Below are 25,653 nucleotides of genomic sequence, written 5' to 3' on the forward strand. Positions count from 1 at the left end.
GATTGCGCTTACCGGAGTTAGTGGTGAGGCCTTCTGATCTTATAGTATTCCATGACATCCTCCTGCTCATTTAACAGATTAGGAAGCGCATTAGCGTAATGTGGAAAACCGTCTCCGGGGACCGCAATATGGCTAACGGCTATTGCTATTACAGTGATGTGCAGCCAAGCCCGGTTCCAAGATCAATGGATTGATCCTGAAAAGCCGGAGACCTTCAACAGGTGAAATAAGACATTATTCCCCAAACCGTTCGATAATTTCAATCAGGCGGATCTCAAAAGGCTCTAGAATAGCTTGGATCGGAAGCGCACCGGACGCATGTATACGCGATCTGCTGAGTTTAGGTACGGATATGCTGCGCAGATAAGGGACTTCATCGGCTGTTAGCTCCGGGAAATGGGAGTAGCGTTCATGATAGGAAATGCTGATCGAAACGCCCTTGGCATAGACTTCATCATAATGATTATAATTGTGGAGCAGAATCTGATAGCCGGTGCGGGATCTGGTAATGAAATACCCGTCGCCGTCCGCAATCCGCTCATTTCCCAGCTTGTTGAGGAAGGAAAAGGCGTGATAGGACGGTTTTTTGATATTGTTATAGGTAAAGAGGCCGAGTCTTCCGTGGAACAACTGCTGGGGCAGCAGGAGGAGATCGGTCAGCAGCCAATAGCCGAAGGCATCGAGGCGGTCATAGTTTTCGGTAAAATTTTTGATGATATAAGCAGATTTGAAGCAGGTATCGCTCATCAGGTCTTTATGGGAGACCGTCGAATTCCACTCGGTCAGATACACCGGCAGGCAGATTATCTGGTGACAGCCACTGAACATCTCAGGGCAGAGCCTATCATGGCCTGCCTATAGGCGTTGGAAGGCTGCGGCAAACGCTTAAGCTTAAGCTGCACCAACCTTGCTGCCTTCCAGGTTACGCTAGACTGGAAATCCACAAGGGCTGCGCTGTCCAGAGAAGGACGGCACAGCCCTTCATAATGACAAGCTACTCACCGATAATCGTAATTTTCGTATCGACCCATTTCGCCACAGTTAGTCCTTTGGCCCTTAATAGCAGTGTGTTGATGATATTCTCCCCCCAATTCTGCTCGTTCTGCGAAATCACCCGTGTGATTTGTCCGTTATTCATCGCTTGCTTCAAGGAAGGAGTGAGGCCCAGGGCGATATTAAAACGCTTCAGCCCTTTGGCTTTCCAGACAAGCACAGAGCTTGAGCTGGAAACAAAATCCAGACTGACCAAAGCGCTGAAATGGGGATGGGCCGATATCATTTGCTCCAGCTGCAATGCAGCGATGTCCTCACTGCCGTCATTATGACGGATTTCCAGTACATCTATCTCCGTATGCCTCCCCAAATATTCCTGCAATCCGCGCAGCCGTTCTTCAATTCCCAGCATGCGGGACATTCCGGACTCGACCAGAACCATCCCTTTTCCGCCCAGCAAGCGATCCACGGTCTGACCAATAACAGCACCGGTTGCTCTATTGTCAGCCCCGATAAATGAATCTCTTCTGCTGTGAGGGGAATCCGACTCAAAACAAACCACGGGAATCCCTTGGGATACCGCCTTGTTAATCACGCTTACGAGTGCCTGCGAATCCACCGGGGCAATTGCGATTCCGTCCACTCCCCGCTTGATCATCATCTCCATGATCCGAATCTGCTGTTCCAGATTGGCTTCATCGGGCGCTTGAACCAGCAGCCTTACGTAATGCTTTTTTGCCGCTGCTTCTGCTTTCCCGGTAATCATCTCGTAGGTAGCATTCACCATGGGATAGATAATGCCAAATGTCAGCGGCTGTTCCACGCTTGGATTTGACGAAGAATCTCCGGGTTCCTGCAAGGTTGTAGTTATTGCTCGTGCCTTATGGAAGCAGCCGCCAAGGATAAAGCCTGCCATTAGCCAAACGATGAAGACAAGCCAGATACGGATTCTGATGGAAGTCACAAATTTCCCGCCCCTTTGCGGACAGGATGTAGCTGATCCTCCGAATTTCCGTGCTTGCGGTATTCCATAGGAGTCATCCCCGTTACTTTTTTGAATAAATTGGAGAAATAATGCTGATCGTTGTAGCCTACGCTGAACGCTATCTCAAACGTTTTATGCCCCGTTGACTTCAGCAGCTCTTTGGCTTTATCCATCCGTGTGGCTGTCAGGAATTCAGTGATCGTCTGTCCGGTGGCCTGGCTGAAGGTTTTGCTTAGATGGCTGGGACTGACCCTGACCTGGCTGGAGATGTCGTTAAGGGAGAGCTGCTCGTTGTCATACTGCTCACGGATGTATTGCTTCACTTTGTCAATCAGCTCCCGGTATTTATCCGCCCCCTCGGACCTCCATTCCCACAGCCGCTCAAACAGCCTTTTCAAATAATGGAGGCCCTCATCTATATTGGAGATATGCTTTAGCTGCTTCTGCAGTTCTTTGATGATCTCCGCGGGACTTATGGCGGCACGAAAACAGTTCTTAGCCGTCTGCACCAGTTCCAGAGTGATGTCGTTCATCAGGTAATAGGCGTACACGGAATTCCAATCCATCCTTTCGAGATCTGCGGAGAGCTCCAGCAGAAATGCGGAAATCTGCTGGTGATCCCCCAGCTTCAGAAACTGGATCAGCCGGTTCCGGTCGAGTACAGCACCATTTGCTGATGGATCAAAATAAGCGTCAAGCATTGCTGCCGAGTTCAGTCTGGACATTTTCTTAAATATCCAGTCATCCTCGGCTTCCAGATAAGAAAGGTGAATTCCCTGAAGGCGTTCCCGCACATCGCCGAGACTGACCGAAAGCTCCAGACCGCAAGCCTCCCTTAGCTTCTGCTTCAAGGTCGCGCAGATCTTTTCCAGGGTACTGCTCAGTTGGACCGGATTGTTACCTTTATAGATCAGTACCGTTTCAGTCCGGCTGCGTTTGTAGGTGAAGCCTTCTGCCAACTCTTTCAGCAGATTTGCGAACAGCTCTTCGGAATCTTGCGGAGCGCGCGAAGTATCCTTGACTTCATCGCCATCCGAAGAATTCAAGGTGAATATGGCTGTTGCATAGCAGGGGGCAATTAGCGGCAGATCAAGCTGTTCCGCCGCTTCGATGGCGGCAGCGGTACTGATCAGACCTCCGCACAGGTCAGCGAACAGATTTTCGGGGGTATAGGCATATTTTTGTTTTAGCCGCAATTCTTCATCAATTCTGGCGCTGACACTATGGAGCAGCAGCAGCAGATCGGCAGAGCTGAACGGCTTCAGGCAATAATCCTCCACGCCAAGCCGCAGCGCGGTCTGGGCATATTGAAAGTCATCATGGCCGCTTAGAATAATGATTTTGATCTTCGGAAACTTTTGGCGGACGACAGAGCTCAGCTCAAGCCCGTTCATAAAAGGCATTTTGATGTCGGTAATGAGGATATCGGGGAGCTGTTCTTCGATGACTGGAAGCGCAAGCTCTCCGTCGGGGGCGTCACCGCAATAGATAAAGCCTTCTTTCGCCCAATCCACGCATTCCCGTATACTTTCGCGGATCAGGATTTCATCGTCCACCAGCATAACCTTTTTCATCTTTGGGCCCCCTGTTCTTGGGTATACGAACCGTAATTTGTGTACCATAACCTTCTAAACTGTCCAAGCGGATACCATATTCATCCCCAAAATAGAGCTGCAGCCGCTGATGCACATTCTGTAGGCCGAAGCCGTTCTCAGCGGGATCTGTCTCCTCCGATTGAATGGGATGCTCGATATGTTCTCTGAGAAAGGCCAGCCGTTCCCCCGGAATGCCAATTCCATTGTCGGCTACAGTGAGCACGATGGAGCTGGCGTCCGCATATCCGCCAATGCGGATCAGTCCTTTGCCTCTTTTATTTTTGATTCCGTGATATAAAGCATTCTCTATCAGAGGCTGCAGCGTCATATTGAGAATCGGGTATTCTTGCAGGTCCTCCGCAACTTCAACCCTGTACTCCAGGATGTCACGGTAACGCATCTGCTGGATGATGAGGTAACTTTGCGCATGGGCAAGCTCAGAGCGGATCAGTACCCAGTCGCGCCCTTTATTCAGGCTTAGCCGGAAGAACCCGGATAACGCTTTCACCAGCCTGATGACGCCATCGTTATTCCCCGCTTCAGCCATCCATACAATAGAATCGAGTGTGTTGTACAAAAAGTGTGGATTGATCTGCGCCTGCAGCGTCCGCAGCTCCGCTTTTTGCAGCTGCTGCTGCTTGCGGATGCTCTGCTCCAGCAGCGCTTTGATCTGCTCCACCATGATGTTGAAGCTTAGCCCGAGATCGGCAATTTCATCGTTGCCATCCGGCTTGACCTTGGCTTCCAGGTAGCCGCTTGCCGTCAAGCGCATCTTGTGCTGCAGCAGTTGAATGGGCCGGGTCAAGCGCCGCGTAAGCAGATCATGGAGAGTAATCGCAAATACGATGCTCAGCACTACGCTGACCATAATCAACTGCCTGATCCGGTTGGCTTCGGCAACGATCTCCTGCAGCGGAGCCATGCCGATAATCGTCCAGCCCGTCGCAAGGGAGGAGGTATGGACAATGAACCGGGGCGGGCCGGCGGTCTGAAGCACAAAGCTGCCGCTGTACGGCAGTTCTTTGGCAGGTATTCTTATGTTTTGAACCAAGGCCAGCTCTGCCGCATTGACAGGGGGCACGTAGATCGGGTTGTTCTGCTGATCCAGCAGGTAGAAGAACCCTGTTGTACCGATAGTCACCTTGCCGCAGAATTCTTTGATGACAGAATCGTTCAGGTCCACAATGACAAATCCGATCACCTCATGCGTGATCCGCTGCTTGACTGCCGTCATGATCGAAATGACGCCCTGACTTCCGTAGGTGAAACCATCGACCCGGTCATAACCGGAAATCAAAGGCGGGGGAATCCGGAGAATGAGATCGGGGTTCTGGGCCAGCGTCTGAAAATGCGGATTGCGCAGCGGATTAATATTGGATTGAAAGATTCCTCTGCGCTCGCTGATGCCTTTGCCGTAGAGATTAATCAGGCTGATGTTGAGTACATCCTCATATTTGTAGGTGTCCCGGTAGAGGGTGAAGGTCTGCAGAATTTCCTTGGCCTCCTGATAGGTTTCAGACTGTGAGAAAAGAAAATGGATGACCTGGGGATTATTGCTGAGTTCCAGAAGCCGCTCGGTATCCTTGAACAGGTTGTCTATATTCGTTCCCAGCATGTCCGCCTGAAGCATGCTCGAAGCCTTGCTGTGGCTGGAAATCGAATGATAGGATTTCTGGTAGGAAATGAGGCCCACAGCCATCAGCGGTATCGTGGACAGCACAATAAACAAAGCCAGCAGTTTTGCCCGCAGACTGGAGGAGATCCAGTGTGTGATCCGCATCATCGGCAGTTCCCTTTCACGAAAAGAGTATATTTGGCTTCAATATATAGTTTATAACAAATCCTGGTATGCTGAAACAAAAAAAGAAAGCGTAAACAAAATCCGCACTTTTTAAATAAAGATCCCGCTGCCGGGCGGAAGCTTTCTCTCGATCAGCGCCGTCATCGCTCTTGTTGTCGCCGCTGCCGCCATCTTCATCGCCCACTACACCTGGTTCGGGCGCAATGTGTACGCGCTTGGGGGCAATGCAGCTTTGCGGATGGGACTTCCGGTGGCGAGAACCAAGGTATGGGTCTATACGCTTAGCGGATTATGCTCGGCGCTTGCAGGTGTGGTCTTCACCTTCTATATGCTGTCGGGTTATGGGCTTCATGCCGTCGGCTTTGAGCTGGATACCATCGCGGCTGTCGTCATTGGAGGTACACTGCTGACCGGCGGCGTAGGTTATGTGCTTGGCACGTTCTTCGGTGTACTCATTCAAGGTGTGATTCAGACCATTATCAGCTTCGAGGGTACACTCAGTTCCTGGTGGACCAAAATTGTCATCGGCCTGCTGCTGTTCATCTTCATTCTGCTGCAGCGGGTGTTAAGCTCCAGGCGATTGACGCTAAAAGAATAATAAGAGGGCATGGGGAGACAAATAATTCTTGTTTTCCCATGTTTTTGCTATATAATTGTAATCGCTATCATATGGAGGAGGGATTCCGTTGAGAACGGCAAAATGGTGCCTGGCTCTTCTGCTGCTGTTGCTGCTGGGCGGCTGCTCAGGCAGCAGAGACAACAATGCGCAGGCATTGTTGATGCCTCATAATTTCCCTGCGGTGGAGACAAGCTTGCCTCCCACCGCAAATAGCGAAGCAGCCAAGCCGATTGTGCTGGGATTCTCCCAGCTTGGGTCGGAGAGTACCTGGCGGGAGGCGAATACCGCTTCGATCCGGGAAGCCGCCGGGGAGGCGGGGATCACGCTCATTCTGAAGAACGCCGGACAAGATCAGCAGAAGCAGTTTGACGCCATTCGCTCCTTTATCCGCAGCAAAGTCGATGTTATAGCGATTGCACCTGTGGTACAGAGCGGCTGGGAAACGATCCTCCTGGAAATCAAGCAGGCGGGGATTCCCGTTATCCTCTTGGACCGTTCAGCCAACGTAGAAGACAGCTCGCTCTATGTCACTTTCATCGGTTCTGACTTTTATGAAGAAGGTGTAAAGGCAGCCAAATATGTGATTGACAAGATGCGCCATCATAGCGGGGTTATCAACATTGCTGAATTGCAAGGTACAGTAGGCTCGACGCCGTCGATTGACCGTGGACGCGGATTCCGGAAGATGATCGGGGACAAACAGAACTTCCGGATTACAGTGACTGCACCGGCAGATTTCACACAAAGCGGCGGCCGTGAGGTGATGAAGAGGTTTTTGCAGCAGCCCAGGGAGAAGTGGTCCCACGTGCTCTATTCCCACAATGACGATATGGCGATCGGCGCGGCAGAGGCCATTATAGAGGCCGGTCTGATACCGGGAACCGACATTATTATTGTTTCAGTAGACGGTACGCGGCGGGCGTTTGAGCAGATGGCAGCGGGAAGGATTAATGCTGTAGTCGAATGCAATCCGCTGCTTGGCCCCCTGCTGATGCAGGCTGTGAAAGAAATTATGGCTGGCCGGACACTGCCCAAGCGAATGGTAACGCCAGAAGGCATTTATACGCAGGAGCTGGCCGGTATGGAGATGGAAAACCGCAAATATTGATGGATTTCGGCCAGGTGCTTCTGCACCGGCTTTTTTTTGCAGACAAAATACCAAAAAAATTAAACCTTTCAAACAAAAAACTACATTGTTCCGGTCTAGTAATTGTAATAAGATGATCACGAATAACAAATACTGGTAGAATGGTTCAAAGAATTCAAGCTGAAAGGAGGCTGCCGGGCAACTGTTATTTGTGCCGCATTCGATTGAAAGGGATTACAAATCATTCATAATGGAGGTGTGTCGATGTTTAAAAAGCTCTCGGTAATTGCATTGACCTTTGTTGTATTGCTGAGCGGTCTGCCCATGATGTCAGTGTATGCTGCAAACAATGCCACGGCCAAGCAGCCGGGAAATTCCAATCCGCTAATGGATCACAAGCTGGGCGCTGATCCCTTTGCGCTGGCATATAACGGAAGAGTCTATGTCTATATGTCCAGCGATGCCTATGTCTATAACAGCAACGGAACCGTGAAGGATAATGATTTCAGCGCCCTCAATAAAATCAATGTTATCTCCTCCGCAGATATGGTGAACTGGACAGATCATGGCGCCATCCCGGTGGCTGGAGCCAATAATGTTAACGGCAGCGCCGGCATTGCCAAATGGGCCTCTCTCTCCTGGGCGCCTTCGGCAGCGGTGAAAAAAATCAACGGCCAGGATAAATTCTTTCTGTATTTTGCCAACGGCGCTTCAGGCATCGGCGTGTTAACGGCCAATTCCCCGATTGGTCCCTGGTCGGACCCGCTGGGCAAAGCGCTGGTGACAGGCGGTACACCCGGAATGTCCGGCGTGACCTGGCTGTTTGACCCGGCTGTTCTGGTAGACGACGATGGAAGCGGATATCTGTACAGCGGCGGGGGAATCCCCAATACTTCGGACCCGGCATCCGTAGCCAATCCCAAAACAGCGCGGGTAATCAAATTGGGTGCGGATATGACGAGCATTGTTGGAAGCGCATCCATGATTGATGCCCCTTATATGTTCGAGGATTCGGGCATCCACAAATACGGGGGCAAATATTATTACTCTTATTGCATCAATTTCTCCGGTACGCATCCGGCGGCCTATCCGGCAGGTGAAATCGGGTACATGGTGAGCAACAGTCCGATGGGGCCCTTTACGTATGCCGGACATTTTTTGAAGAATCCGTATACCTTCTTCGGTGTAGGCGGCAACAACCACCATGCTGTATTTAACTTCAATAACCAATGGTATGTAGTGTACCATGCCCAGACTGTGGCGAAGGCCGTCCTGGGAGACGGCAAAGGGTACCGCTCTCCGCATATCAATAAGCTTGTCCATAATGCCAATGGAACCATCCAGGAGGTGCAGGGAGACCTGGCGGGTATTGCCCAGATCGCCAATCTGAATCCGTTCATCAGGGTGGACGCCGAGACCATCGCCTGGAATGCAGGCATTGCAACCGAACCCACTCAGGCTGCGGGCGGCCCTGTAAGCAATATGAATGTGACCAGCATTAATAATGGAGACTGGGTTGCTGTAGGCAATGCCGATTTCGGTTCCGGTGCGACCAGCTTCAAGGCTAATGTCGCCTCAACCACAGGGGGCAAAATCGAACTCCGGCTCGACAGTGCAACGGGCCCGTTAGTGGGAACACTTAATGTCCCTTCGACCGGAGGCACGCAGACCTGGAAAGAGGCAGAGACCACTGTCAGCAATGCAACAGGGGTGCACAGACTCTACCTGGTATTCACCGGGTCAGGCTCCGGCAATCTGTTCAACCTGGATTACTGGCAATTCTCTACAGGCACCACTGTTCCTTCCAGAAATATGGTTGAAGCAGAAGACATGACGCTTAGCGGCACCTATGCAGGCAAGATTACGTCCCCGTTCAGCGGAGTAGCGCTATACGGGAATGAGGACGCTGCTGCGTTCAATCAGTATTTTGCCTATGGCACTCATAATATTTCCGTCCGGGGGGCCTCCGGCAACTCCGCTACGGCCAGAGTCGATCTGAAGATCGGCGGGACAACCGTCGGCTCCTTCTACTTCAGTGGAACCACGCCTACGGTGCAGACTTTGTCCAATGTGGCCCATGCCACCGGTAATCAGGAGGTCAAACTGGTCGTAACCACGGACAATGGAACCTGGGATGTGAATGTGGATTACATTGAATGGAGCCAATGATTGTACAACCAGGCGGGAGGCTTATTTTATGGTTAAAAAAGCAGGTATGCTGCTGCTGGCAATTCCGCTGCTGATAGGCATGCTATTCCAGCCTTCTGCGGTTGCCGCTTCCACATTCACCAATCCGTTCATTTATGCCGACGCTCCGGACAATGATGTTATCAGGGTAGGCAATGTATACTATATGACCAGCACCACCATGCATATGAATCCCGGCGTTCCAATCATGAAGTCCTATGATCTGGTCAACTGGGAAATCGTGAACTATGTCTACGATACCTATGCGAACGGTGACGCACAGAACCTGAACAACGGCCAGAACGAATACGGCAAGGGTTCCTGGGCAAGCAGTCTCAGATACAATAACGGCATCTACTATGTGAGCTTCGGGTCCAATTCTACCGGCAAAACTTATATCTATCAGACCGCAAACATTGAGAACGGCCCGTGGACCTCTTCTGTTCTGGGAAGCTATTATCATGACGCCTCGCTGCTGTTCGATAACGGACGGGTATTCCTGGTGCACGGTGTCGATAATATCAGCCTCATTGAGCTGACGGCGGATGCCAAAGCCATCAAGTCCGGGGGGATCAACCAGATCATTATCCCAGGCTCCAGCAATATTGCCGGTTCCAGCTTCGTCGTGAAGGCCGAAGGAGCGCATATCCAGAAGATCAACGGCTATTATTATGTCTTTCTGATCTGCTGGCCTTCGGGAAGCGGACGCACACAATTGACCTACCGGTCCGCCAGCTTAACGGGAAGCTACACGGGCCAGGTGTCGCTTAACGATTCAGGCATTGCCCAGGGGGGAATCGTAGACACGCCTTCCGGCTCCTGGTATGCCATGCTCTTCAGGGACAGCGGAGCGATCGGGCGTATGCCGTATCTTGTACCCGTGACCTGGACCAGCCACTGGCCGGTCTTTGGAACCGGCGGTAAAGCGCCGAGGACCCTGAACATGCCTGCCGAAGGTTATCCTGTGAAAAAGGTGTATGCGTCCGATGAGTTCACATCGGCTTCTGCCTCTGCGGAGCTTATCGTGAACGGAGGCTTTGAAGAGGGCTCCATCAGTCCATGGACCAATAACAATACGGCGACCGTTGCCGCCACTGCCGAAGACCGTTACAGCGGTTCCCGAAGCCTGCTGGTCAGCGGCAGGCAGCAGACGGGCGCCGGGCCGAAGCAGGATCTCACCGGCAAACTGACTCCCGGCGCAGTATATACGTTCTCGGCAAAGGTTAAATACACCACAGGCCCGGCTACCAAGCCATTTAACCTCGACCTCCAGAATGGCCCAAACTATACCGGTATTACGATTCTTGGGTCCACCACACTGACCAAAGGGGAGTGGGGCACCATTCAGGGAACCTATACGCTTCCCGCCGGTGCGGATCTGTCCCAGACCTTTATTTTTGTGGAGACTCCTTACAGCTCTGCGCCGGATGCCGCGAATGACCTGATGAACTTTTATGTGGATGATGTGTCGTTTGCCGGAACGGCTTCGTCAGGAGCGGAGCTTGCCAAGGTGTGGCAGTGGAACCACAATCCCGACAATGCAAGGTGGTCCCTGGCACAGCGTCCCGGCTTCATGCGGTTGACTACAGGCAAAGTGAGTACAAGTATTCTGGATGCCCGAAACACGCTGACTCAGCGGACGTTCGGACCGAAAAGTACAGGGATCACGGCCCTGGAGACAGGCGGAATGAAGGATGGGGATTATGCCGGTCTGGCCGCATTTCAGGCCAAATACGGCTTCGTGGGCGTGAAAATGTCCGGCAATTCCAAGTCCATTGTGATGGTCAACGCCGGCTCCGGGCCGATGTCTGAAGTGGCAAGTGTTCCGGTCAGCCAGAACAGAGTCTATCTGAAGGTGGTTTGTGATTTCACCAACCAGACAGATAAGGCCTATTTTTACTACAGCCTTAACGGCAGTAATTGGACCGCGGCAGGCAATACGCTTCAGATGTCTTATACGCTGCCCCATTTTATGGGCTACCGGTTTGCGTTATTCTATTATGCCACGAAGTCAGCAGGCGGTTTTGTAGATTTTGATTATTTACGTCTGGAATAGCTGAAGTGAACCTATTAAGAAAAAGGAGATGTTATCAAATGAAGAACAGAATTAAAAAGCTGGTAGGCGGGTTGGCCTTGGCCGGTGTCTTGCTCTCGTCCGTGATGTCGGGGAACGCCAGCGCCGCGCTCACCAATGGGCCAAAGTTCCTGGGGAATATCATTGCAGGCGGTGTCCCTGCCAGCTTCGCCACCTATTGGAATCAGGTGACGCCTGAGAATAGTACGAAGTGGGAAGCTGTTGAAGGCACGCGCAACAACATGAATTGGGGCGGTGCGGATACTTCCTATAATTATGCGGTCAGCCAAAACTTCCCTTTCAAATTTCACACGCTGGTCTGGGGAAGCCAAGAGCCTACATGGGTTGCCGGCCTTTCGGCAGCGGACCAGAAAGCGGAGGTGTCCTCATGGATTGCCGCAGCGGGACAACGCTATCCCAAGGCCGCATTCGTGGATGTAGTCAATGAACCGCTGCATGCCAAGCCTTCCTACCGCAATGCCATTGGCGGCGACGGAAGCACCGGCTGGGATTGGATCATCTGGTCCTTCCAGCAGGCCAGAGCGGCGTTTCCGAACGCCAAGCTGCTCATCAATGAATATGGAATCATCGGTGATCCGGGCTTGACCGATCAGTATGTGACGATCGTCAATCACTTGAAGTCCAGAGGCCTGATCGACGGCATCGGCATTCAGTGCCATTATTTCAATATGGATAATGTAAGCGTCTCTACTATGAATACCGTGCTGAATAAACTGTCCTCCACGGGTCTGCCCATCTATGTCTCTGAGCTGGATATCACCGGCGACGACAATACCCAGCTAGCCAGATATAAAGAGAAGTTCCCGGTGCTGTGGGAGAATTCTGCGGTAAAAGGCGTGACACTCTGGGGCTACATCCAGGGCCAGACCTGGGCAACGAATACGCATCTGCTGAATTCCAACGGATCGGAGCGCCCGGCGCTGCAATGGCTGAAGCAATACCTGGGCGGCACAACCGGCGGCGGAACAACTACCGCCTACGCGGATTTTGAATCCGGTACGGAAGGCTGGACCGGCTCGGACATTGTGGGAGGACCGTGGTCCACCACAGCCTGGAGCTCCAAGAATACGCATTCCCTGCAAGTGGATATTGCAATGTCCCCGAATGCCCAGCACACAGTATCTAAGACCGTCAACGCGAATTTTTCCGCCCATACCAAACTGAAGGCGACAGTGCATGCTTCGGATTGGGGCGGATACGGCTCGGGATTAGGCGTGAAATTGTTCGTCAAGCATGGGAATGCCTACACGTTCACCGACAGCGGCTGGGCATCGATAGGCAAGAGCGGAACCATCGACCTGACTTTGGACTTAACGGCAGTCAATGCCGCCGATATCAGAGAATATGGGATTCAATTCGTTGATGCCAGCAACTCTTCCGGTCAAGCTTCTGTGTACGTGGACAATGTGTATTTGTCTAACTGATCAATAAATCCCGATAGGGGCTGTCCCGCATGCCGTGAATGCACTGCTGGGGGCAGCCCCTCTTTGTCGAAGACATTACAACGGTTAAAATACAAAATAATGCCCTTCTTCAAGATCGGAGATCAGTCCGGGCTGCACCGGTTTCCAGCCAAGAAGCTCCCGTGTCGCCAGACTCGCCTGCGCGGTGTTGTACAAGCTTGTGATGTCGAATGCCGCAATGGTGCCAAGAAAGCCGAAATGGGCGGCAGCTTCTTCGGGTGTTATGCTGACCGCTGGTACGTTCAACTGCCGTCCAATGACCTCGGCGATCTCGCGGAGCGGAATGCCTTCATCCCCGGCGCCAAGCAGCTGTGAGCCCGCCGGGGCGGATTCCAGCGCCAGACGGTACAGAACCGCCGCATCCAGGCGGTGAACCGCCGGCCAGCAGTTCGTTCCGTCGCCGATATAGGCGGCGAAGCCCTTCGCCCGGGCGATGTTAATCATCATCGGTATAAAACCACTATCACCTTCGCCGTGCACGGACGGGGAGAGCGAGACAATGGCTGCCCGGATTCCCCGCTCTGTCATTGCGAGCACTGCATCATCTATGGCATATCCATTGGCGTGAGCTGTGGTAATGAACGGCTTTCCTGAGCCTTCGAGTGCGGTTCCCATGGCTTCAACGGCCCGCAGATCCAGAGCCAGCGCACCCTCAAAGTTAGAGAAATCATTGGTGAATGCCAGATGAATCACCCCGTCTGCAGCAGCGGCAGCGCTGCGCAGAGTATCGAGATCGTCCAGCGTGCCGTACAGCGCTTCAGCTCCCGCCGCCTGTAATCCCGCGGCTTTCTCTTCAGAACGGCAAAGACCCGTCACGGTATGACCCGCACTGATCAGTTCCCGGACGACCGCAGAACCGATATACCCTGTTGCTCCTGTAACAAAAACATGCATAATGATATCCTCCTTCATAAGTTGACTGCTTGAGCATGTTTAGCATAAACTATGAAGTGAACTCTAGGGCAAGCGGTCCAAAGGAGAATGGATTATGAAAATTCAGGAACTGGCGGACAAGATGGGATTAACGATCCATACGATCCGCTTTTACGAAAAGGAAGGCTTGCTGGATGGCCGGCATGTCCGGCGGGAAAGCAACAATTACCGCAATTACTCTGAAGAGGCAATTGAGCGGCTCAAGCTCATCAAGAAGTTTCAGTCCATCGGCTGTTCGCTGGCTGAACTGAAGGAGGCCCTGCAGGATCACGATACCAATGCGCTCACTAACCTGCAGATTATAGAGTGGATTCAAGGCAAGAAGAAAGAGATCGAACACAAGAAGGAAGAATACGATCAGATGCTGGATACCCTGAACTGGATGCTGGAGTATCGGACCCTGCTCATGGACGATCCGCAAAAAGCTCAAGAGATGCTGAAGGCTTGGCATGCCAGTTCATCGGATTGAATGGACAACATATAATTTCAAACAAAAAACCCTTATAAATTAAGGGTTTAGTCATTAAAATATGGTCGAGACGACAGGATTTGAACCTGCGACCTCTTGCTCCCGAAGCAAGCGCTCTACCAAGCTGAGCCACGTCTCGTCATTACGGGTTCACCCGTTGTTAACCGCAGAAGGGTTCTAAACAATCCACATTATACGCCTGTACGGAAGCGCTGTAAATAATCATTTTGCTTCTATATTTCACCCTTTTCCCTGCCCGAGATTGACAGATATAGGGGCGCTGGCTATACTTGAAATGTTAAAATGCAAATCGGACAACACATTGATGAAATGGAGTACGCCGGAGAATGGCTTGATCAGAGAAGAGGTTCCTTTGCGATCGTATTCGCAATTGGCTGTGAGGACCTTGAAGGCAGGCCGGTGGAAAGCTGATTTCGGAGTGCGGGGAAATCCCGCCGGGGGCGCCCGTTAACAGCCGCACAAGGCGATCGTCTGCTATTATCCGTGCACTAACGGAATAAGGCGATAACCAGGGTGGTACCGCGATAATCATCGTCCCTGAATTTATTCAGGGGCGTTTTTGTGTAAATATAAGAGTTTATATGCTTCACGCAATAAATGTTCCTTATATTTCTCGCTGAAACGGTACCGTCCTTTAAAAGGACGGTGAAGCCGTTTTCTGCTTGTTTCAATCACTATAAGACAGGGGTGTACATGATGAAAGCAAGTGAAATCCGTTCCAAATGGCTGCAGTTTTTTGAGAGCAAAGGCCACCGAATTGAGCCGAGCGCATCGCTCGTGCCGCATAATGACCCCTCGCTGCTGTGGATCAATGCCGGGATGGCACCGCTGAAGGCTTATTTTGACGGCCGGGAAATTCCGGAGAATCCGCGTCTGACCAACTCCCAGAAATGCATTCGTACCAACGATATCGAGAATGTGGGCAAAACGCGCCGCCACCATACGTTTTTTGAGATGCTGGGCAACTTCTCCATCGGTGACTACTTCAAGGAAGAAGCGATTACCTGGGCTTGGGAGTTCCTGACCGGCAAGGAGTGGATCGGCTTTGATCCGAACCGTATTTCCGTAACGGTATATGCCGAGGACGAAGAAGCGTTCAAGCTGTGGAATGAAAAAGTCGGGCTGCCTGCAGAGCGCATCATCAAGCTGGGCGACGACAACTTCTGGGATATCGGCGAAGGCCCTTGCGGCCCTTGCTCGGAAATCTTCTATGACCGCGGCGAAGCCTACGGCAGCGACTTGTCCGATCCGGAAATGTATCCTGGCGGGGAAAATGAACGCTGGCTCGAAGTATGGAACCTCGTGTTCTCGCAGTTCAACCACAACAAAGACGGCAGCTACACGCCGCTTCCGAACAAAAATATTGATACAGGCGCAGGTCTGGAACGTTTCGCGTCCATTCTGCAGGATGTGGATTCCAACTTCGACACTGATCTGTTCCAGCCGATCATCCAGAAGACCGCGAAGCTTGCCGGTGTCACCTATAAGGACAATCTGGAGCAGGATATTGCGCTGAAGGTCATTGCCGACCACATCCGTACGGTAACGTTTGCCGTGGGTGACGGCGTGCTCCCTTCCAATGAAGGCCGCGGCTATATTATCCGCCGTCTGCTCCGCCGCGCAGTGCGCTACGGGAAGACACTGGGTCTGGACCGTCCATTCCTGTTCGGCCTTACCGAAACTGTGGGTGAAGTGATGGGGGTCTACTATCCATCCGTAGTCGAGAACCGCGAATACATCGCCAAAATCATCCGCACCGAAGAAGAGCGTTTCCACGAAACGCTGTCCGACGGTCTGGCAATTCTGGGCGAAATCAGCGCCAAAGCAAAAGCTGACGGCCTGAGTGCCATCGCCGGTGCAGACGCGTTCAAGCTCTACGACACCTACGGTTTCCCGTTTGATCTGACGGAGGATTTTGCTTCCGAGCATGGCCTCACCGTAGACCGGGAAGGCTTCGACGCTGCGATGCAGGAGCAGCGGGACCGTGCCAGAGCAGCCCGCCAGGACGGCGGCAGCATGAAGGTTCAAGGCGGGCCGCTGGCTGAACTGACGGTTAAAAGTGAATTTGTTGGATATAATGACATCGTAGCAGAGTCAAAAATATTGGCTATAGTTGCAGATGGCGAACTGGTGGAAACGGCAGGCGAAGGTGCAGACTGCCAGGTTATTCTTGAATCAACGCCGTTTTATGCCGAAAGCGGCGGCCAGGTCAGCGATACCGGCCTTCTGACCGGAGGTTCGGTCACGGCCAAGGTAACCGGGCTGTTCAAGGCTCCGCATGGCCAGCATGTTCACCTGGTCACTGTAGAAGCCGGTGAATTGAGAGTGGGCGACAGCGTCCGTGCTGAAGTGAACCGGGAGCAGCGCGAAGACATTGTGAAGAATCACACGGCAACCCACTTGCTGCACAAAGCGCTGAAAGAAGTGCTTGGCAGTCATGTGAATCAGGCCGGCTCTTTAGTAGAAGGCGCCCGTCTGCGTTTTGACTTCTCGCATTTCGGGGCCATTACACCGGAAGAGCTGAGCGACATCGAACACCGGGTGAACGCGCAAATCTGGCGCGGCCTGGATGTGGTCATTGAGAACAAGCCGATTGATGAAGCTAAGGCTATGGGAGCAATGGCACTGTTCGGTGAGAAATACGGCAACATCGTCCGCGTGGTTCAGGTGGGCGATTACAGTCTGGAGCTGTGCGGCGGTATCCATGTCTTGAACACCTCGCAGATCGGAATCTTCAAGCTGGTCAGTGAGAGCGGTATTGGCTCCGGTGTTCGCCGGATCGAAGCGGTCACCGGACGTTATGCATACCAGTTCACCGAAAGCCAGCTGGATCTGCTCAAGCAATCGGCAGGACTGCTGAAATCTTCACTGAACGATGTGCCGAAGCGGATTGAAGCCCTGCATGTCCAGGTCCGTGAACTGTCCCGCGAGAATGAATCCCTGCAGTCCAAGCTGAGCGCCACTTTTGCTGCCGAACTGACCAGCAGTGTAAAAACAGTAGGCGGCGGAACACAACTGCTCGCGGTTGCCGTTCAGGCCGGCAATATGGACGCACTGCGCTCCACTGCCGATGAACTGAAATCCAAGCTGCCGGATGCCGTACTTGTGCTTGGCGCGGCTATGGATGACAAGGTCAACTTTGTCGTCTCGGTTCCGCAAGACCTCGTCCAAAAAGGCTTCCACGCCGGCAAGCTGGTGAAAGAAATCGCAGCGGTATGCGGCGGCGGGGGCGGCGGGCGTCCGGATATGGCGCAAGCCGGCGGCAAGGACGCTTCCAAGCTGGGCGAGGCCCTTGTGAAGGCAGAAGAGCTTGTAGCCGCATTGGCTTAAGCTGCTGAAGCAAATTTCTGGAGCAGGCTTCTGAATCTGCTGTGAAACATAAGGGATTTCCGGGTTTTGCAGCCTTGGATCAATGGTAAAGACGACTGAGTTGCAGGTTTACCGCAGCGGTACTGAGGGTATATTCTCAGTACCGCTGCTTTATTCAGGAGAATCAGGAAAATGTATATTTTTTGGTAATATTCACTTTCAGCGATAATCTGCAATAGCTTAAAAACCAAAAAAAACACTAATTTTGTAGACGAAATGCCAAAAAAAGCGTTATCACGGCCGTGGGATTTCCTGGTTGGGCATTGAATATGTTATGATGAGGGCAGCAAGTCAGCTGTACAGCAGCAACTTTGCGAAGCCGCCCAAGAAGCGGGTGATTTTGCAGAAGGAAGGTGTCACAAATGGACTCCATGGACAAAACGGTCAAATTCAATGTGAAGGGCGATGAGAAGGAAGCTTCTTCCGAGGAAATCCTGCTCGCAGTATACGATGCGCTGGTGGAGAAGGAATATCATCCCATCAATCAGATCGTAGGGTATCTTATTTCCGGGGATCCGGCTTATATTCCGCGCCACAACAATGCGAGAAGTTTGGTCCGGAGAAAAGAACGTGATGAGCTGATTGAGGAACTGGTTCGATTCTACCTCGTCAATCACCGGGTGGATAATCCGAAATGATGAAGAAGCTGGGTCTGGATTACGGCGACCGTAGAATTGGAGTCGCCACAAGCGATATTTTTGGATGGACGGCGCAAGCTCTGGAGACCATTGAACGGCGCGGGAACGGCAATGAGTTTGAGCGTATCCGCGAACTGGTCAAGGAACATGAGATTGGAGAGATTGTAGTCGGCCTTCCGAAGAATATGAACGGCTCAGTAGGACCCCGTGGTGAGATCTGTATCGAATTTGCCGATCAGCTGCGGGAAGAGCTCGAAATGCCCGTACACCTTTGGGATGAGCGTCTGACGACGGTATCCGCTGAACGGATGCTGATTGAAGGGGACGTCAGCCGGAAGAAACGCAAAGGGATTGTGGACAAAATGGCCGCAGCCCTGATTTTGCAAAATTTTTTGGATGCTAACAGTAAAAGGTGAGGGGTGTGTTGGATTGACAAACGAGCAGATTGGCCAAGAAGAAGAACCGGAAATTATCTATATTCCCGACGAGGAAGGTAATGAAGAGGAATTTGAGGTCATTATGAAGTTTGAAGTTGACGGTTCGGATGCCAAGTATATGATGGTGGTTCCGCTGGATTCCGAGGATGAAGAGAGCGATGAGGTGTATGCGTTCCGTTATGAAGAAGACGGTGACGATCTTCAGCTCTTTATGATCGAGAATGACGAGGAATGGGCGATTGTTGAGGAGACCTTCAATACGTTGGTGGATGAGCTGGACGGAGGAGCGGGGAATGACTGATTTTTCCGCCGATCAGGTGGTTTGGACTTCAAAACTCAAAGAAGCATATGGAGAAACAGTAGAACTGGAAGACGAGCAGGGCAAATCTTCCGTTTACGATATTATTGCCGAGTTTGAAGTCGGCAGCCGCGCGTATGCGGTGCTGGCCGATTCCGGGAAGGGCGCCGAACAGGAGATTCTGCGGATTGTGGTTTCTCCTGACGGGCTTCCTGAACTGGAGAGCATCGTGGATGACGAGGAATGGGAAGATGTCTCCGAGTTGTATGACGAGCTGACTTTTTCCGTTGACGAGAGCGAATAAGCTGCAGTTAGACAGGCGATATCAAAGTTTGGCACGGAAGAGGAGGGCGGAATTTTTCCGCGCTCTTTTTGCTTGTGCGGCATATGTCCGCAAAATATATGTTGAATTTGAGACAATACAATTTTATACTTTATAGTCGGAAAGTGAGGAGTGACATTTGAAAGCGGCAATCCGCACAGTGCTCATTATCATCCTGTTGCTGGCAGCATTGGGAGGCGGGGGGGCCTGGTACATCTGGAATGGCATGCAGCCAGTGGAGCCGGGCCAACCGGTAACGTTTACGATAGAGAAGGGGATGGGCAGCTCGGAAATTGCTGACCTGCTCGAAGAAAACGGCATTATTCGAAAAGGTTTGTTTTTCAAAGGCTACTTGAAGTGGGTCAAGGAAGGGTCCAGCTTCAAGGCCGGCACGTATACCGCTGCTCCAGGGGATACCTATGATGCCCTTATTGCCCGTCTGAATGCAGGGGATGTGGTGAAGAAGGCGACAGTGGTCTTTACGATTCCTGAAGGATATACAGCCAAGCAGATTGCAGATAAGCTTGCTGCTGCCTGGAATCAGAAGCCTGAAGTATTCCTGAACATTATAGATTCGGGAGCGGGGCTTGAAGCGGTAAGCAGGCTGGGGATTCCTGAGAACAGCCAGCTGCGCCACCGCCTGGAGGGCTACTTGTTCCCGGAAACGTATGAACTGGTGAAGGAGAGCACCCCGGAGCAGGTTGTTGAGGCGATGCTGGAGCAGCTTGAGAAGAAGCTGGACACTATCCAGGGCTGGCAAGCCAAGCTCAAGGAACGCGGACTCTCCCTGCATGAGCTGCTAACGGTGGCTTCACTTGTGGAGCGCGAGGTTGTAGTAGACAGTGAGCGTCCGATTGTAGCCGGTGTGATCTATAACAGGCTGGATAAAGGTCAGAAGCTGGAGATCGACGCAACTGTCCAGTACCTCCTTGATAAGCAGAAGGAGCGGCTGTATGAGAAGGATCTGAAGGCAGACAGTCCTTATAATACGTATAAAAATGAAGGTCTTCCGCCGGGACCGATCAGCAGTCCCGGACTTGCTTCCATTCAGGCTGCCCTCGTGCCGGAAGCGTCGGATTATTATTTCTATGTGACCAAAAAAGATGGCTCACAAGGCCATTTATTCGGCAAAACCTACAAGGAACATTTAGCCAATATCAAAAAAAGTGAACAAAATTAGCTGGTAACCTATTAAAATAGAGTGTGATGCGGCAATAACCGCGAAGTAGGAGGATGCAACATGAATAACAAACCGGAGCTGCTGGCGACAGCCGCTTCCTTGGAAGAAGCAGCTGTGCTGCTGAAAGCCGGGGCCGATGCGCTGCTGATTGGCGATGACCGCTTTGGCATGCGGCTGGCAGGCCACTTTTCGCTGGAAGATATTGCAGAAGTCGTTAAGCTGGCCCATGAGCAAGACTGCAAGGTCTATGCAGGCCTCGGCGGCCTAATGTCGAACCGCCTGCTGGACGAGCTTCCCGCTTATGTACAAGCGATTGGGGAACTGGGTGTAGACGGCGTTGAATTCGGCGATCCGGCAGTGCTTGCCGCCGTAAAGAGGGAAGCCCCGCTTTTGAAGCTGCATTGGAACGCGGAAATGACCTCAACCAACTACGCCACAGCCAATTACTGGGGGCGCAAGGGCGCTTCGCGGGTCGTGCTGGCCCGGGAGCTGAATATGGACGAAATGACGGAAATGGTGCCGCTGCTGGAAGTTGAAGCCCAGGTGCAGGTCCATGGTATGACGAATATTTATCATTCCAAACGCAAGCTGGTGGCGAGCTATATGTCTCATCAGGGCCGTCCTAGCGATGGCGGAAGCTTGGGCAAGGAGCGCGGCCTGTTCCTCATCGAGGCAGAGCGCCCGAATGAGAAGTTCCCGATCTATGAGGATGTGAACGGCACGCATATTATGAGCTCCGATGATATCTGCATTCTGGAGGATCTGCATTTTCTGCTGAAGGCCGGGGTGCACAGCCTGAAGATTGAAGGGCTGCTGAAGCCCGTTGCTTACAACGCAGCTGTCGTCAAGGCTTACCGTCATGCCATGGACCTCTACGCGGCTGATCCTGAGAGTTATGCTTTCCAGGAGAGTTGGATGGATGGCATCCGGGCGCTGCAGGACCCTGAGCGCGAGCTGTCTTTTGGCTTCTTTTATAAGGAGCAGGTGTATTAAAATATAAATAATGCTTTGCTGATTTAAATTCGAACTTAAAGCTTAACCTTAAAGATAAAGTAACGGAGGGAAGGTTTGGAACTGTAGGAGCGAATGCGTCCGCCTTTGTCTCCGGATGTTATCCGCAAAGCGGTACAAATCAGAAACATCTGGAGACAACAGCGGCCGGAAGTCCAAACACTTTCCGTAGTCACGTTCATATCTGAAAGGAAAGTTTTTGATTGGTTTTATACAGCAAAGAAATGGAGGGGAGAACAGGAATGGGAACCATGACCAAGCCGCAATACAAGGGCAAACGTTACCGTCTGGACAAACCGGAGCTCCTTGCTCCGGCGGGTAATCTGGAGAAATTGAAATTCGCCGTACATTATGGTGCGGATGCAGTATATATTGGAGGACAGAAATACGGCCTGCGCTCGGGGGCGGATAATTTCAGCTTCGAGGAAATGCGCGAAGGCGTCGAATTTGCCAAAAAATACGGCGCCAAGGTTTTTGTCGCCACGAATATTTATGCCCACAATGAAGATATCGCCGGGATTGAAGAATACCTGCGCAACCTGTATGAAGCGGGGATCGCTGCCATTATCGTGGCTGATCCGGCCATCGTGGATACCGCCCGCCGGCTGGTGCCGGGCCTTGAGGTGCACCTGAGCACCCAGCAGTCCACACTCAACTGGCAGGCCGTGTCTTTCTGGAAGGAAGAAGGGCTGCCGCGCGTCGTCCTCGGCCGTGAAACGAGCCTGGAGGAAATCGCCGAAATTAAGCAGCATGTCGATATCGAAATTGAGAGCTTCATTCATGGAGCAATGTGCTCCTCCTACTCCGGCCGCTGTGTGCTGTCCAACCACTTCACGGACCGCGATTCGAACCGCGGCGGCTGCTGTCAGTCCTGCCGCTGGAAATATGACCTGTTCGAGGATGCCCGGCCTGAAGGCGCATGGGTATCCGAAGAAGACCAGGCCCAGGCGCAGCAGCAGCCGCTGCCGCTGCAGCCGGGCGTAACCCAGCTTCCGCTGCATCAGCCGGAGGATAATCCATTCTCCATGGGCTCGAAGGATCTGTGCATGCTGGAGAGCATTCCGGAGCTGATCGAAGCCGGGATTGACAGCTTCAAGATTGAAGGGCGGATGAAGTCCATCCACTATGTAGCGACGGTCGTCAACGCTTACCGCAAAGCCATCGATGCATATATGGCTGACCCGGAAGGGTATGTGCTGAAGCCCGAATGGCTGGAAGAGCTGCAGAAAGCGGCGAACCGCCCGCTGAATACAGGGTTTTTCTATGATACACCGGATCATGAGGACCATATTTATGAGCCTGAGGAAAAGGCGGCCCCTTATGACTTTGCCGGACTGGTGCTGGAGTATGATGCTGCGAGCGGAACCGTGCTCATTCAGCAGCGCAACCACTTCAAGCCGGGGCAGGAAGTGGAGTTCTTCGGTCCTGATAACACGTTCTTCAAGCAGACGGTAGGCGAGATTTGGGATGAGGAAGGCCAGCCGCTGGATGCTGCCCGTCATCCGCTGCAGCGGGTGCGCATGAAGGTAGACCAGCCGGTTGCATATTTCGACATGATGCGCAAGAAAAAATAGTGCATTTTGCGTTCATTACAGGAGTGCACCTCTGAGAGGAGGGGCATTCCTTTTTTTGCGTTAGAATAAAATGGAAAATCGCTAAAATATATAAAGAATCTGTGGTAATTTCTAAAGAAATCTAAGTATTTATACCCAGTCTGCCGATATAAAGAAGAGCGAACGCTTACATATGTCTTTTAATCTAACTGGCAGGTGATTATAATGGTTGCTCCTAAACGGGACAGCAATGGGGAAGAGAAGAAAGAGAGAAGGCAGAAATTGACAAAGAAAAATAAGACCAGCAAGAAACCGCCGTCAAACGTCCAGAAATCTGAGGCAAACCCGGCAGGTGTAGAACAGGCAGCAGTTAAGGAAGCGGCCTCAGCCAATGGAAAAGGGTCTGCCTTGTCCTTCAAGGGAGTGCTGCATGGCTCGGTTCGCCAGGTCAAGAGAGTTAACCCGAATAAGTCGGTTGGGGTGAAGCTGTTCCTGATCTTTTTATCCTCAATTGTAGTAGTCGTATTGGCTCTAGGGCTGTTGTCCTATAATAAGGCTAAAAACACAATTAAAGAAAATGTGTCGGAAGCGAACCGCCAGACCATTATTCAGACTTCGGAGAAGCTTGATATTACGCTTAAACAATATGAGAGTCTGGCGATGCAGCTCTTTTTTGATCCGCAAATGCAGAACAACCTGACAGACCTGGTGTCTGCATCGTCAAGTTATGATAAATTCGTGGCTACGGATGCGATCAGTAAGAAGCTTTCCAGCCAAACGACAACGGATTCTAATATCGTTGCGATTACACTGGTTCCAACATCTACGGATTACGATATCGTTTCAAGCGGAAGCTCCGGCATGAAGCTGGACAACATCAGAGACCAGGAATGGTACAAGACAGCGGTAGCGAATGCCGAAAACTACCAGAGCTACTATTCAAAAGAAGTCAAATCCGCACAGAACTATTGGTTCCCTACGGCTGTAGCAGGAGAAAACGGGAAAAATATTGCGATGGTCAGAGCGCTTAAAAACCTCGGAGCCAATTCAGGCTATGTCATTCTGCTTGAACTGAAGAACACCCTGCTGGAGGAAGCTTTCGACAGTGTTACCCTTGGGGATGGTTCCCGGATTCAGCTCGTTTCCCCGGACGGGACAGTAGTTGCTTCGTCCAATCCTGAAGAGGATGGCAAAGCATCAGAGCTTGGATTTATTAAGGAGAGCAAAACGAACAGTAAGAGCCAGGATGCCGAAGATGCAAACGGAGAAGATGTTCTGGCGGTCTACAGTCCCATGGTCAAAGCGGACTGGAAGCTGGCAGGCATTGTACCTACCGGTGAACTGGTGAAGGCGGCTACTCCAATCCTGTTCACCACCTTCCTGGCCGCCATAGCTGCAGCGGTGCTGGCCGTTCTGGTCGGGATTGTGATGGTTCGGATGATCGCCCGGCCGCTGGCCCGGTTGAAGGATCTGATGGTCGAAGGCGCAAAGGGCGACCTGAGCGTACGCACCGAATATGTATCCAAGGATGAAATCGGTGAATTATCTGCTTCCTTTAATACGATGATGGAGCGGATCACGGAGCTCGTTGCCCAGACAACGGATACGGCCCGTGAAGTACTGGAAACCGCAGGCGAGCTTGGCGATGCTTCCCGCAAGACAGCAATCTCCGCGAAGGAAATCGCTGCAGCGACCGAAGAGATAGCCGGCGGTGCAGGAAGTCTGGCTCAGGAGGCCGAGCGCGGCAATGAGCTTACCGATTTGATTGGAACTCAAATGCAGAGCGTAATCGCCGCAAATGCCGAGATGGACGAGGCCGCGCGCGGAGTGGGAGAAGCCAGCGGCCAAGGGGCGAAGCAGCTGGAAGAGCTGCTGACGCAGACCAGCCGCACCGGAGAAATGACCACTGCGCTGGTTGACCGGGTCAATAATCTGAAAGAAACAGTATCCTCGGTCATCAAAGTACTGGACGTGATGAAGAACATCACGCAGCAGACGAACATCCTGTCGCTTAATGCCACGATAGAGGCAGCAAGAGCTGGTGAAGCGGGACGCGGATTTATGGTCGTTGCCGATGAGGTCCGCCAATTGGCCGACCAGTCCAAACAGTCCATTGCCGTTGTAGCCGGAATTACCGATAAGATTATTACTGAAATGAATGAGACCGTGGCCGTATTGTCTGAGGTTGCACCGCTCTTCAAGCAGCAGATGACCTCGGTGAAGAGCACCAGCGAGATCTTTGTATCCGTACAAGGTCAAATGGATGATTTCATCTCCAGCCTGGAGTCGGTTACGGGGGCTATCGACAGCCTGAATCATTCCCAGGGTGTCTTGTCCGATGCCATGAGTAATGTTAGCGCGGTGGCACAGCAATCTTCAGCCACCTCGGAAGAGGTTGCCTCCCTGAGCAATGAACAGCAGAATGTGAGTGATCAGCTCGTTGCGCTGTCCGGCAAACTGGAAGGCGCCTCAACCCAGCTGAAAGACAAGCTGTCACTGTTTACGATCAAATAGAAATCAGGGAATCCGAATTCCTTGTCCTGAAGCGTCCCGCAGCCAGCAACTGGCGCGGGGCGCTTTTGTATGACAGGATCGCC

The 25,653-nt window shown here is 52.1% G+C and carries 20 protein-coding genes, 1 tRNA gene and 1 pseudogene; 16 read left to right on the forward strand and 6 right to left on the reverse strand.

Annotated elements, in window-relative coordinates:
• Nucleotides 1-234: 234 nt before the first annotated feature.
• From PGRAT_RS08875 to PGRAT_RS08890, 4 genes are all read right to left on the reverse strand, one after another.
• Entirely contained in the window at nt 235-828 is a 594-nt protein-coding gene (locus PGRAT_RS08875) for a GH39 family glycosyl hydrolase (protein WP_025704496.1), read from the reverse strand.
• A gap of 166 nt (nt 829-994) precedes the next feature.
• Complete coding sequence (locus PGRAT_RS08880) at nt 995-1,957, reverse strand: sugar ABC transporter substrate-binding protein (RefSeq protein ID WP_051424701.1); 963 nt, start codon at nt 1,955-1,957, stop codon at nt 995-997.
• The gene (locus PGRAT_RS08885; RefSeq protein WP_025704497.1) at nt 1,954-3,552 is read right to left on the reverse strand and encodes a response regulator transcription factor; all 1,599 of its coding nucleotides are present in this window, start codon (nt 3,550-3,552) and stop codon (nt 1,954-1,956) included. The genes PGRAT_RS08880 and PGRAT_RS08885 overlap by 4 nt, the downstream gene beginning before the upstream one ends.
• Nucleotides 3,524-5,356, reverse strand: coding sequence for a cache domain-containing sensor histidine kinase (locus tag PGRAT_RS08890; RefSeq protein WP_238326764.1), 1,833 nt, complete (start codon nt 5,354-5,356; stop codon nt 3,524-3,526). Before PGRAT_RS08890 ends, PGRAT_RS08885 begins: the two co-directional genes overlap by 29 nt.
• 160 nt (nt 5,357-5,516) lie before the next feature.
• On the opposite strand from PGRAT_RS08890, the gene PGRAT_RS08895 reads away from it, so the two are divergent.
• The 6 genes and pseudogenes from PGRAT_RS08895 (at nt 5,517) to PGRAT_RS34780 (ending at nt 12,786) form a co-directional block, all read left to right on the forward strand.
• Nucleotides 5,517-5,972 carry an ABC transporter permease subunit gene (locus PGRAT_RS08895; RefSeq protein ID WP_272945705.1) on the forward strand — a complete coding sequence of 152 codons (456 nt, stop codon included), beginning with the start codon at nt 5,517-5,519 and terminating at the stop codon, nt 5,970-5,972.
• Nucleotides 5,973-6,060: 88 nt separating this feature from the next.
• The gene (locus PGRAT_RS08900) at nt 6,061-7,101 is read left to right on the forward strand and encodes an ABC transporter substrate-binding protein (protein ID WP_238326765.1); all 1,041 of its coding nucleotides are present in this window, start codon (nt 6,061-6,063) and stop codon (nt 7,099-7,101) included.
• 243 nt (nt 7,102-7,344) lie between these two features.
• Nucleotides 7,345-9,249, forward strand: a complete 1,905-nt coding sequence (locus PGRAT_RS08905; RefSeq protein ID WP_025704501.1) for a carbohydrate-binding protein — start codon at nt 7,345-7,347, stop codon at nt 9,247-9,249.
• Nucleotides 9,250-9,277: 28 nt separating this feature from the next.
• Nucleotides 9,278-11,323, forward strand: a complete 2,046-nt coding sequence (locus PGRAT_RS08910) for a beta-xylosidase family glycoside hydrolase (RefSeq protein ID WP_025704502.1) — start codon at nt 9,278-9,280, stop codon at nt 11,321-11,323.
• A 38-nt stretch (nt 11,324-11,361) separates the two neighbouring features.
• Nucleotides 11,362-12,306, forward strand: a pseudogene (locus tag PGRAT_RS08915) (endo-1,4-beta-xylanase); the annotation flags it as partial.
• Nucleotides 12,304-12,786, forward strand: a complete 483-nt coding sequence (locus PGRAT_RS34780) for a hypothetical protein (RefSeq protein ID WP_337588159.1) — start codon at nt 12,304-12,306, stop codon at nt 12,784-12,786. The pseudogene PGRAT_RS08915 and the gene PGRAT_RS34780, both read left to right, overlap by 3 nt.
• A gap of 84 nt (nt 12,787-12,870) precedes the next feature.
• Here PGRAT_RS34780 and PGRAT_RS08920 read toward each other — a convergent pair whose 3' ends face one another.
• Nucleotides 12,871-13,719, reverse strand: a complete 849-nt coding sequence (locus tag PGRAT_RS08920) for an SDR family oxidoreductase (RefSeq protein WP_042266424.1) — start codon at nt 13,717-13,719, stop codon at nt 12,871-12,873.
• Between the two features lie 94 nt (nt 13,720-13,813).
• Between PGRAT_RS08920 and PGRAT_RS08925 the strand changes: the two genes are divergently transcribed.
• Entirely contained in the window at nt 13,814-14,227 is a 414-nt protein-coding gene (locus tag PGRAT_RS08925; RefSeq protein ID WP_025703930.1) for a MerR family transcriptional regulator, read from the forward strand.
• 62 nt (nt 14,228-14,289) lie between these two features.
• Here PGRAT_RS08925 and PGRAT_RS08930 read toward each other — a convergent pair.
• A tRNA-Pro gene (locus tag PGRAT_RS08930) sits at nt 14,290-14,366 on the reverse strand.
• A 578-nt stretch (nt 14,367-14,944) separates the two neighbouring features.
• Here PGRAT_RS08930 and alaS point away from each other — a divergent pair.
• The 9 genes from alaS to PGRAT_RS08975 all read left to right on the forward strand — a co-directional run bounded on the left by alaS (nt 14,945) and on the right by PGRAT_RS08975 (nt 25,570).
• Nucleotides 14,945-17,578: an alanine--tRNA ligase gene (alaS, locus tag PGRAT_RS08935; protein WP_025703931.1), complete on the forward strand. Its 2,634-nt coding sequence runs from the start codon at nt 14,945-14,947 to the stop codon at nt 17,576-17,578.
• A 401-nt stretch (nt 17,579-17,979) separates the two neighbouring features.
• Entirely contained in the window at nt 17,980-18,255 is a 276-nt protein-coding gene (locus PGRAT_RS08940) for an IreB family regulatory phosphoprotein (RefSeq protein ID WP_020428254.1), read from the forward strand.
• On the forward strand, nt 18,255-18,671 hold the full coding sequence (gene ruvX / locus PGRAT_RS08945) for a Holliday junction resolvase RuvX (RefSeq protein ID WP_025703932.1): 417 nt from the start codon (nt 18,255-18,257) through the stop codon (nt 18,669-18,671). Before PGRAT_RS08940 ends, ruvX begins: the two co-directional genes overlap by 1 nt.
• 13 nt (nt 18,672-18,684) lie before the next feature.
• Nucleotides 18,685-18,993 carry a DUF1292 domain-containing protein gene (locus tag PGRAT_RS08950; protein ID WP_019912423.1) on the forward strand — a complete coding sequence of 103 codons (309 nt, stop codon included), beginning with the start codon at nt 18,685-18,687 and terminating at the stop codon, nt 18,991-18,993.
• Complete coding sequence (locus tag PGRAT_RS08955) at nt 18,986-19,294, forward strand: DUF1292 domain-containing protein (RefSeq protein WP_025703933.1); 309 nt, start codon at nt 18,986-18,988, stop codon at nt 19,292-19,294. Before PGRAT_RS08950 ends, PGRAT_RS08955 begins: the two co-directional genes overlap by 8 nt.
• Before the next feature lie 157 nt (nt 19,295-19,451).
• Nucleotides 19,452-20,492 carry an endolytic transglycosylase MltG gene (mltG, locus tag PGRAT_RS08960; RefSeq protein ID WP_025703934.1) on the forward strand — a complete coding sequence of 347 codons (1,041 nt, stop codon included), beginning with the start codon at nt 19,452-19,454 and terminating at the stop codon, nt 20,490-20,492.
• 60 nt (nt 20,493-20,552) lie between these two features.
• Entirely contained in the window at nt 20,553-21,485 is a 933-nt protein-coding gene (locus tag PGRAT_RS08965; protein WP_025703935.1) for a peptidase U32 family protein, read from the forward strand.
• A 260-nt stretch (nt 21,486-21,745) separates the two neighbouring features.
• On the forward strand, nt 21,746-23,077 hold the full coding sequence (locus PGRAT_RS08970; protein ID WP_042266426.1) for a peptidase U32 family protein: 1,332 nt from the start codon (nt 21,746-21,748) through the stop codon (nt 23,075-23,077).
• Between the two features lie 261 nt (nt 23,078-23,338).
• Complete coding sequence (locus PGRAT_RS08975) at nt 23,339-25,570, forward strand: methyl-accepting chemotaxis protein (RefSeq protein WP_238326907.1); 2,232 nt, start codon at nt 23,339-23,341, stop codon at nt 25,568-25,570.
• Nucleotides 25,571-25,653: the final 83 nt, after the last annotated feature.

It is taken from the genome of Paenibacillus graminis (genome assembly GCF_000758705.1).
Taxonomy (GTDB): Bacteria; Bacillota; Bacilli; order Paenibacillales; family Paenibacillaceae; genus Paenibacillus_AQ; species Paenibacillus_AQ graminis.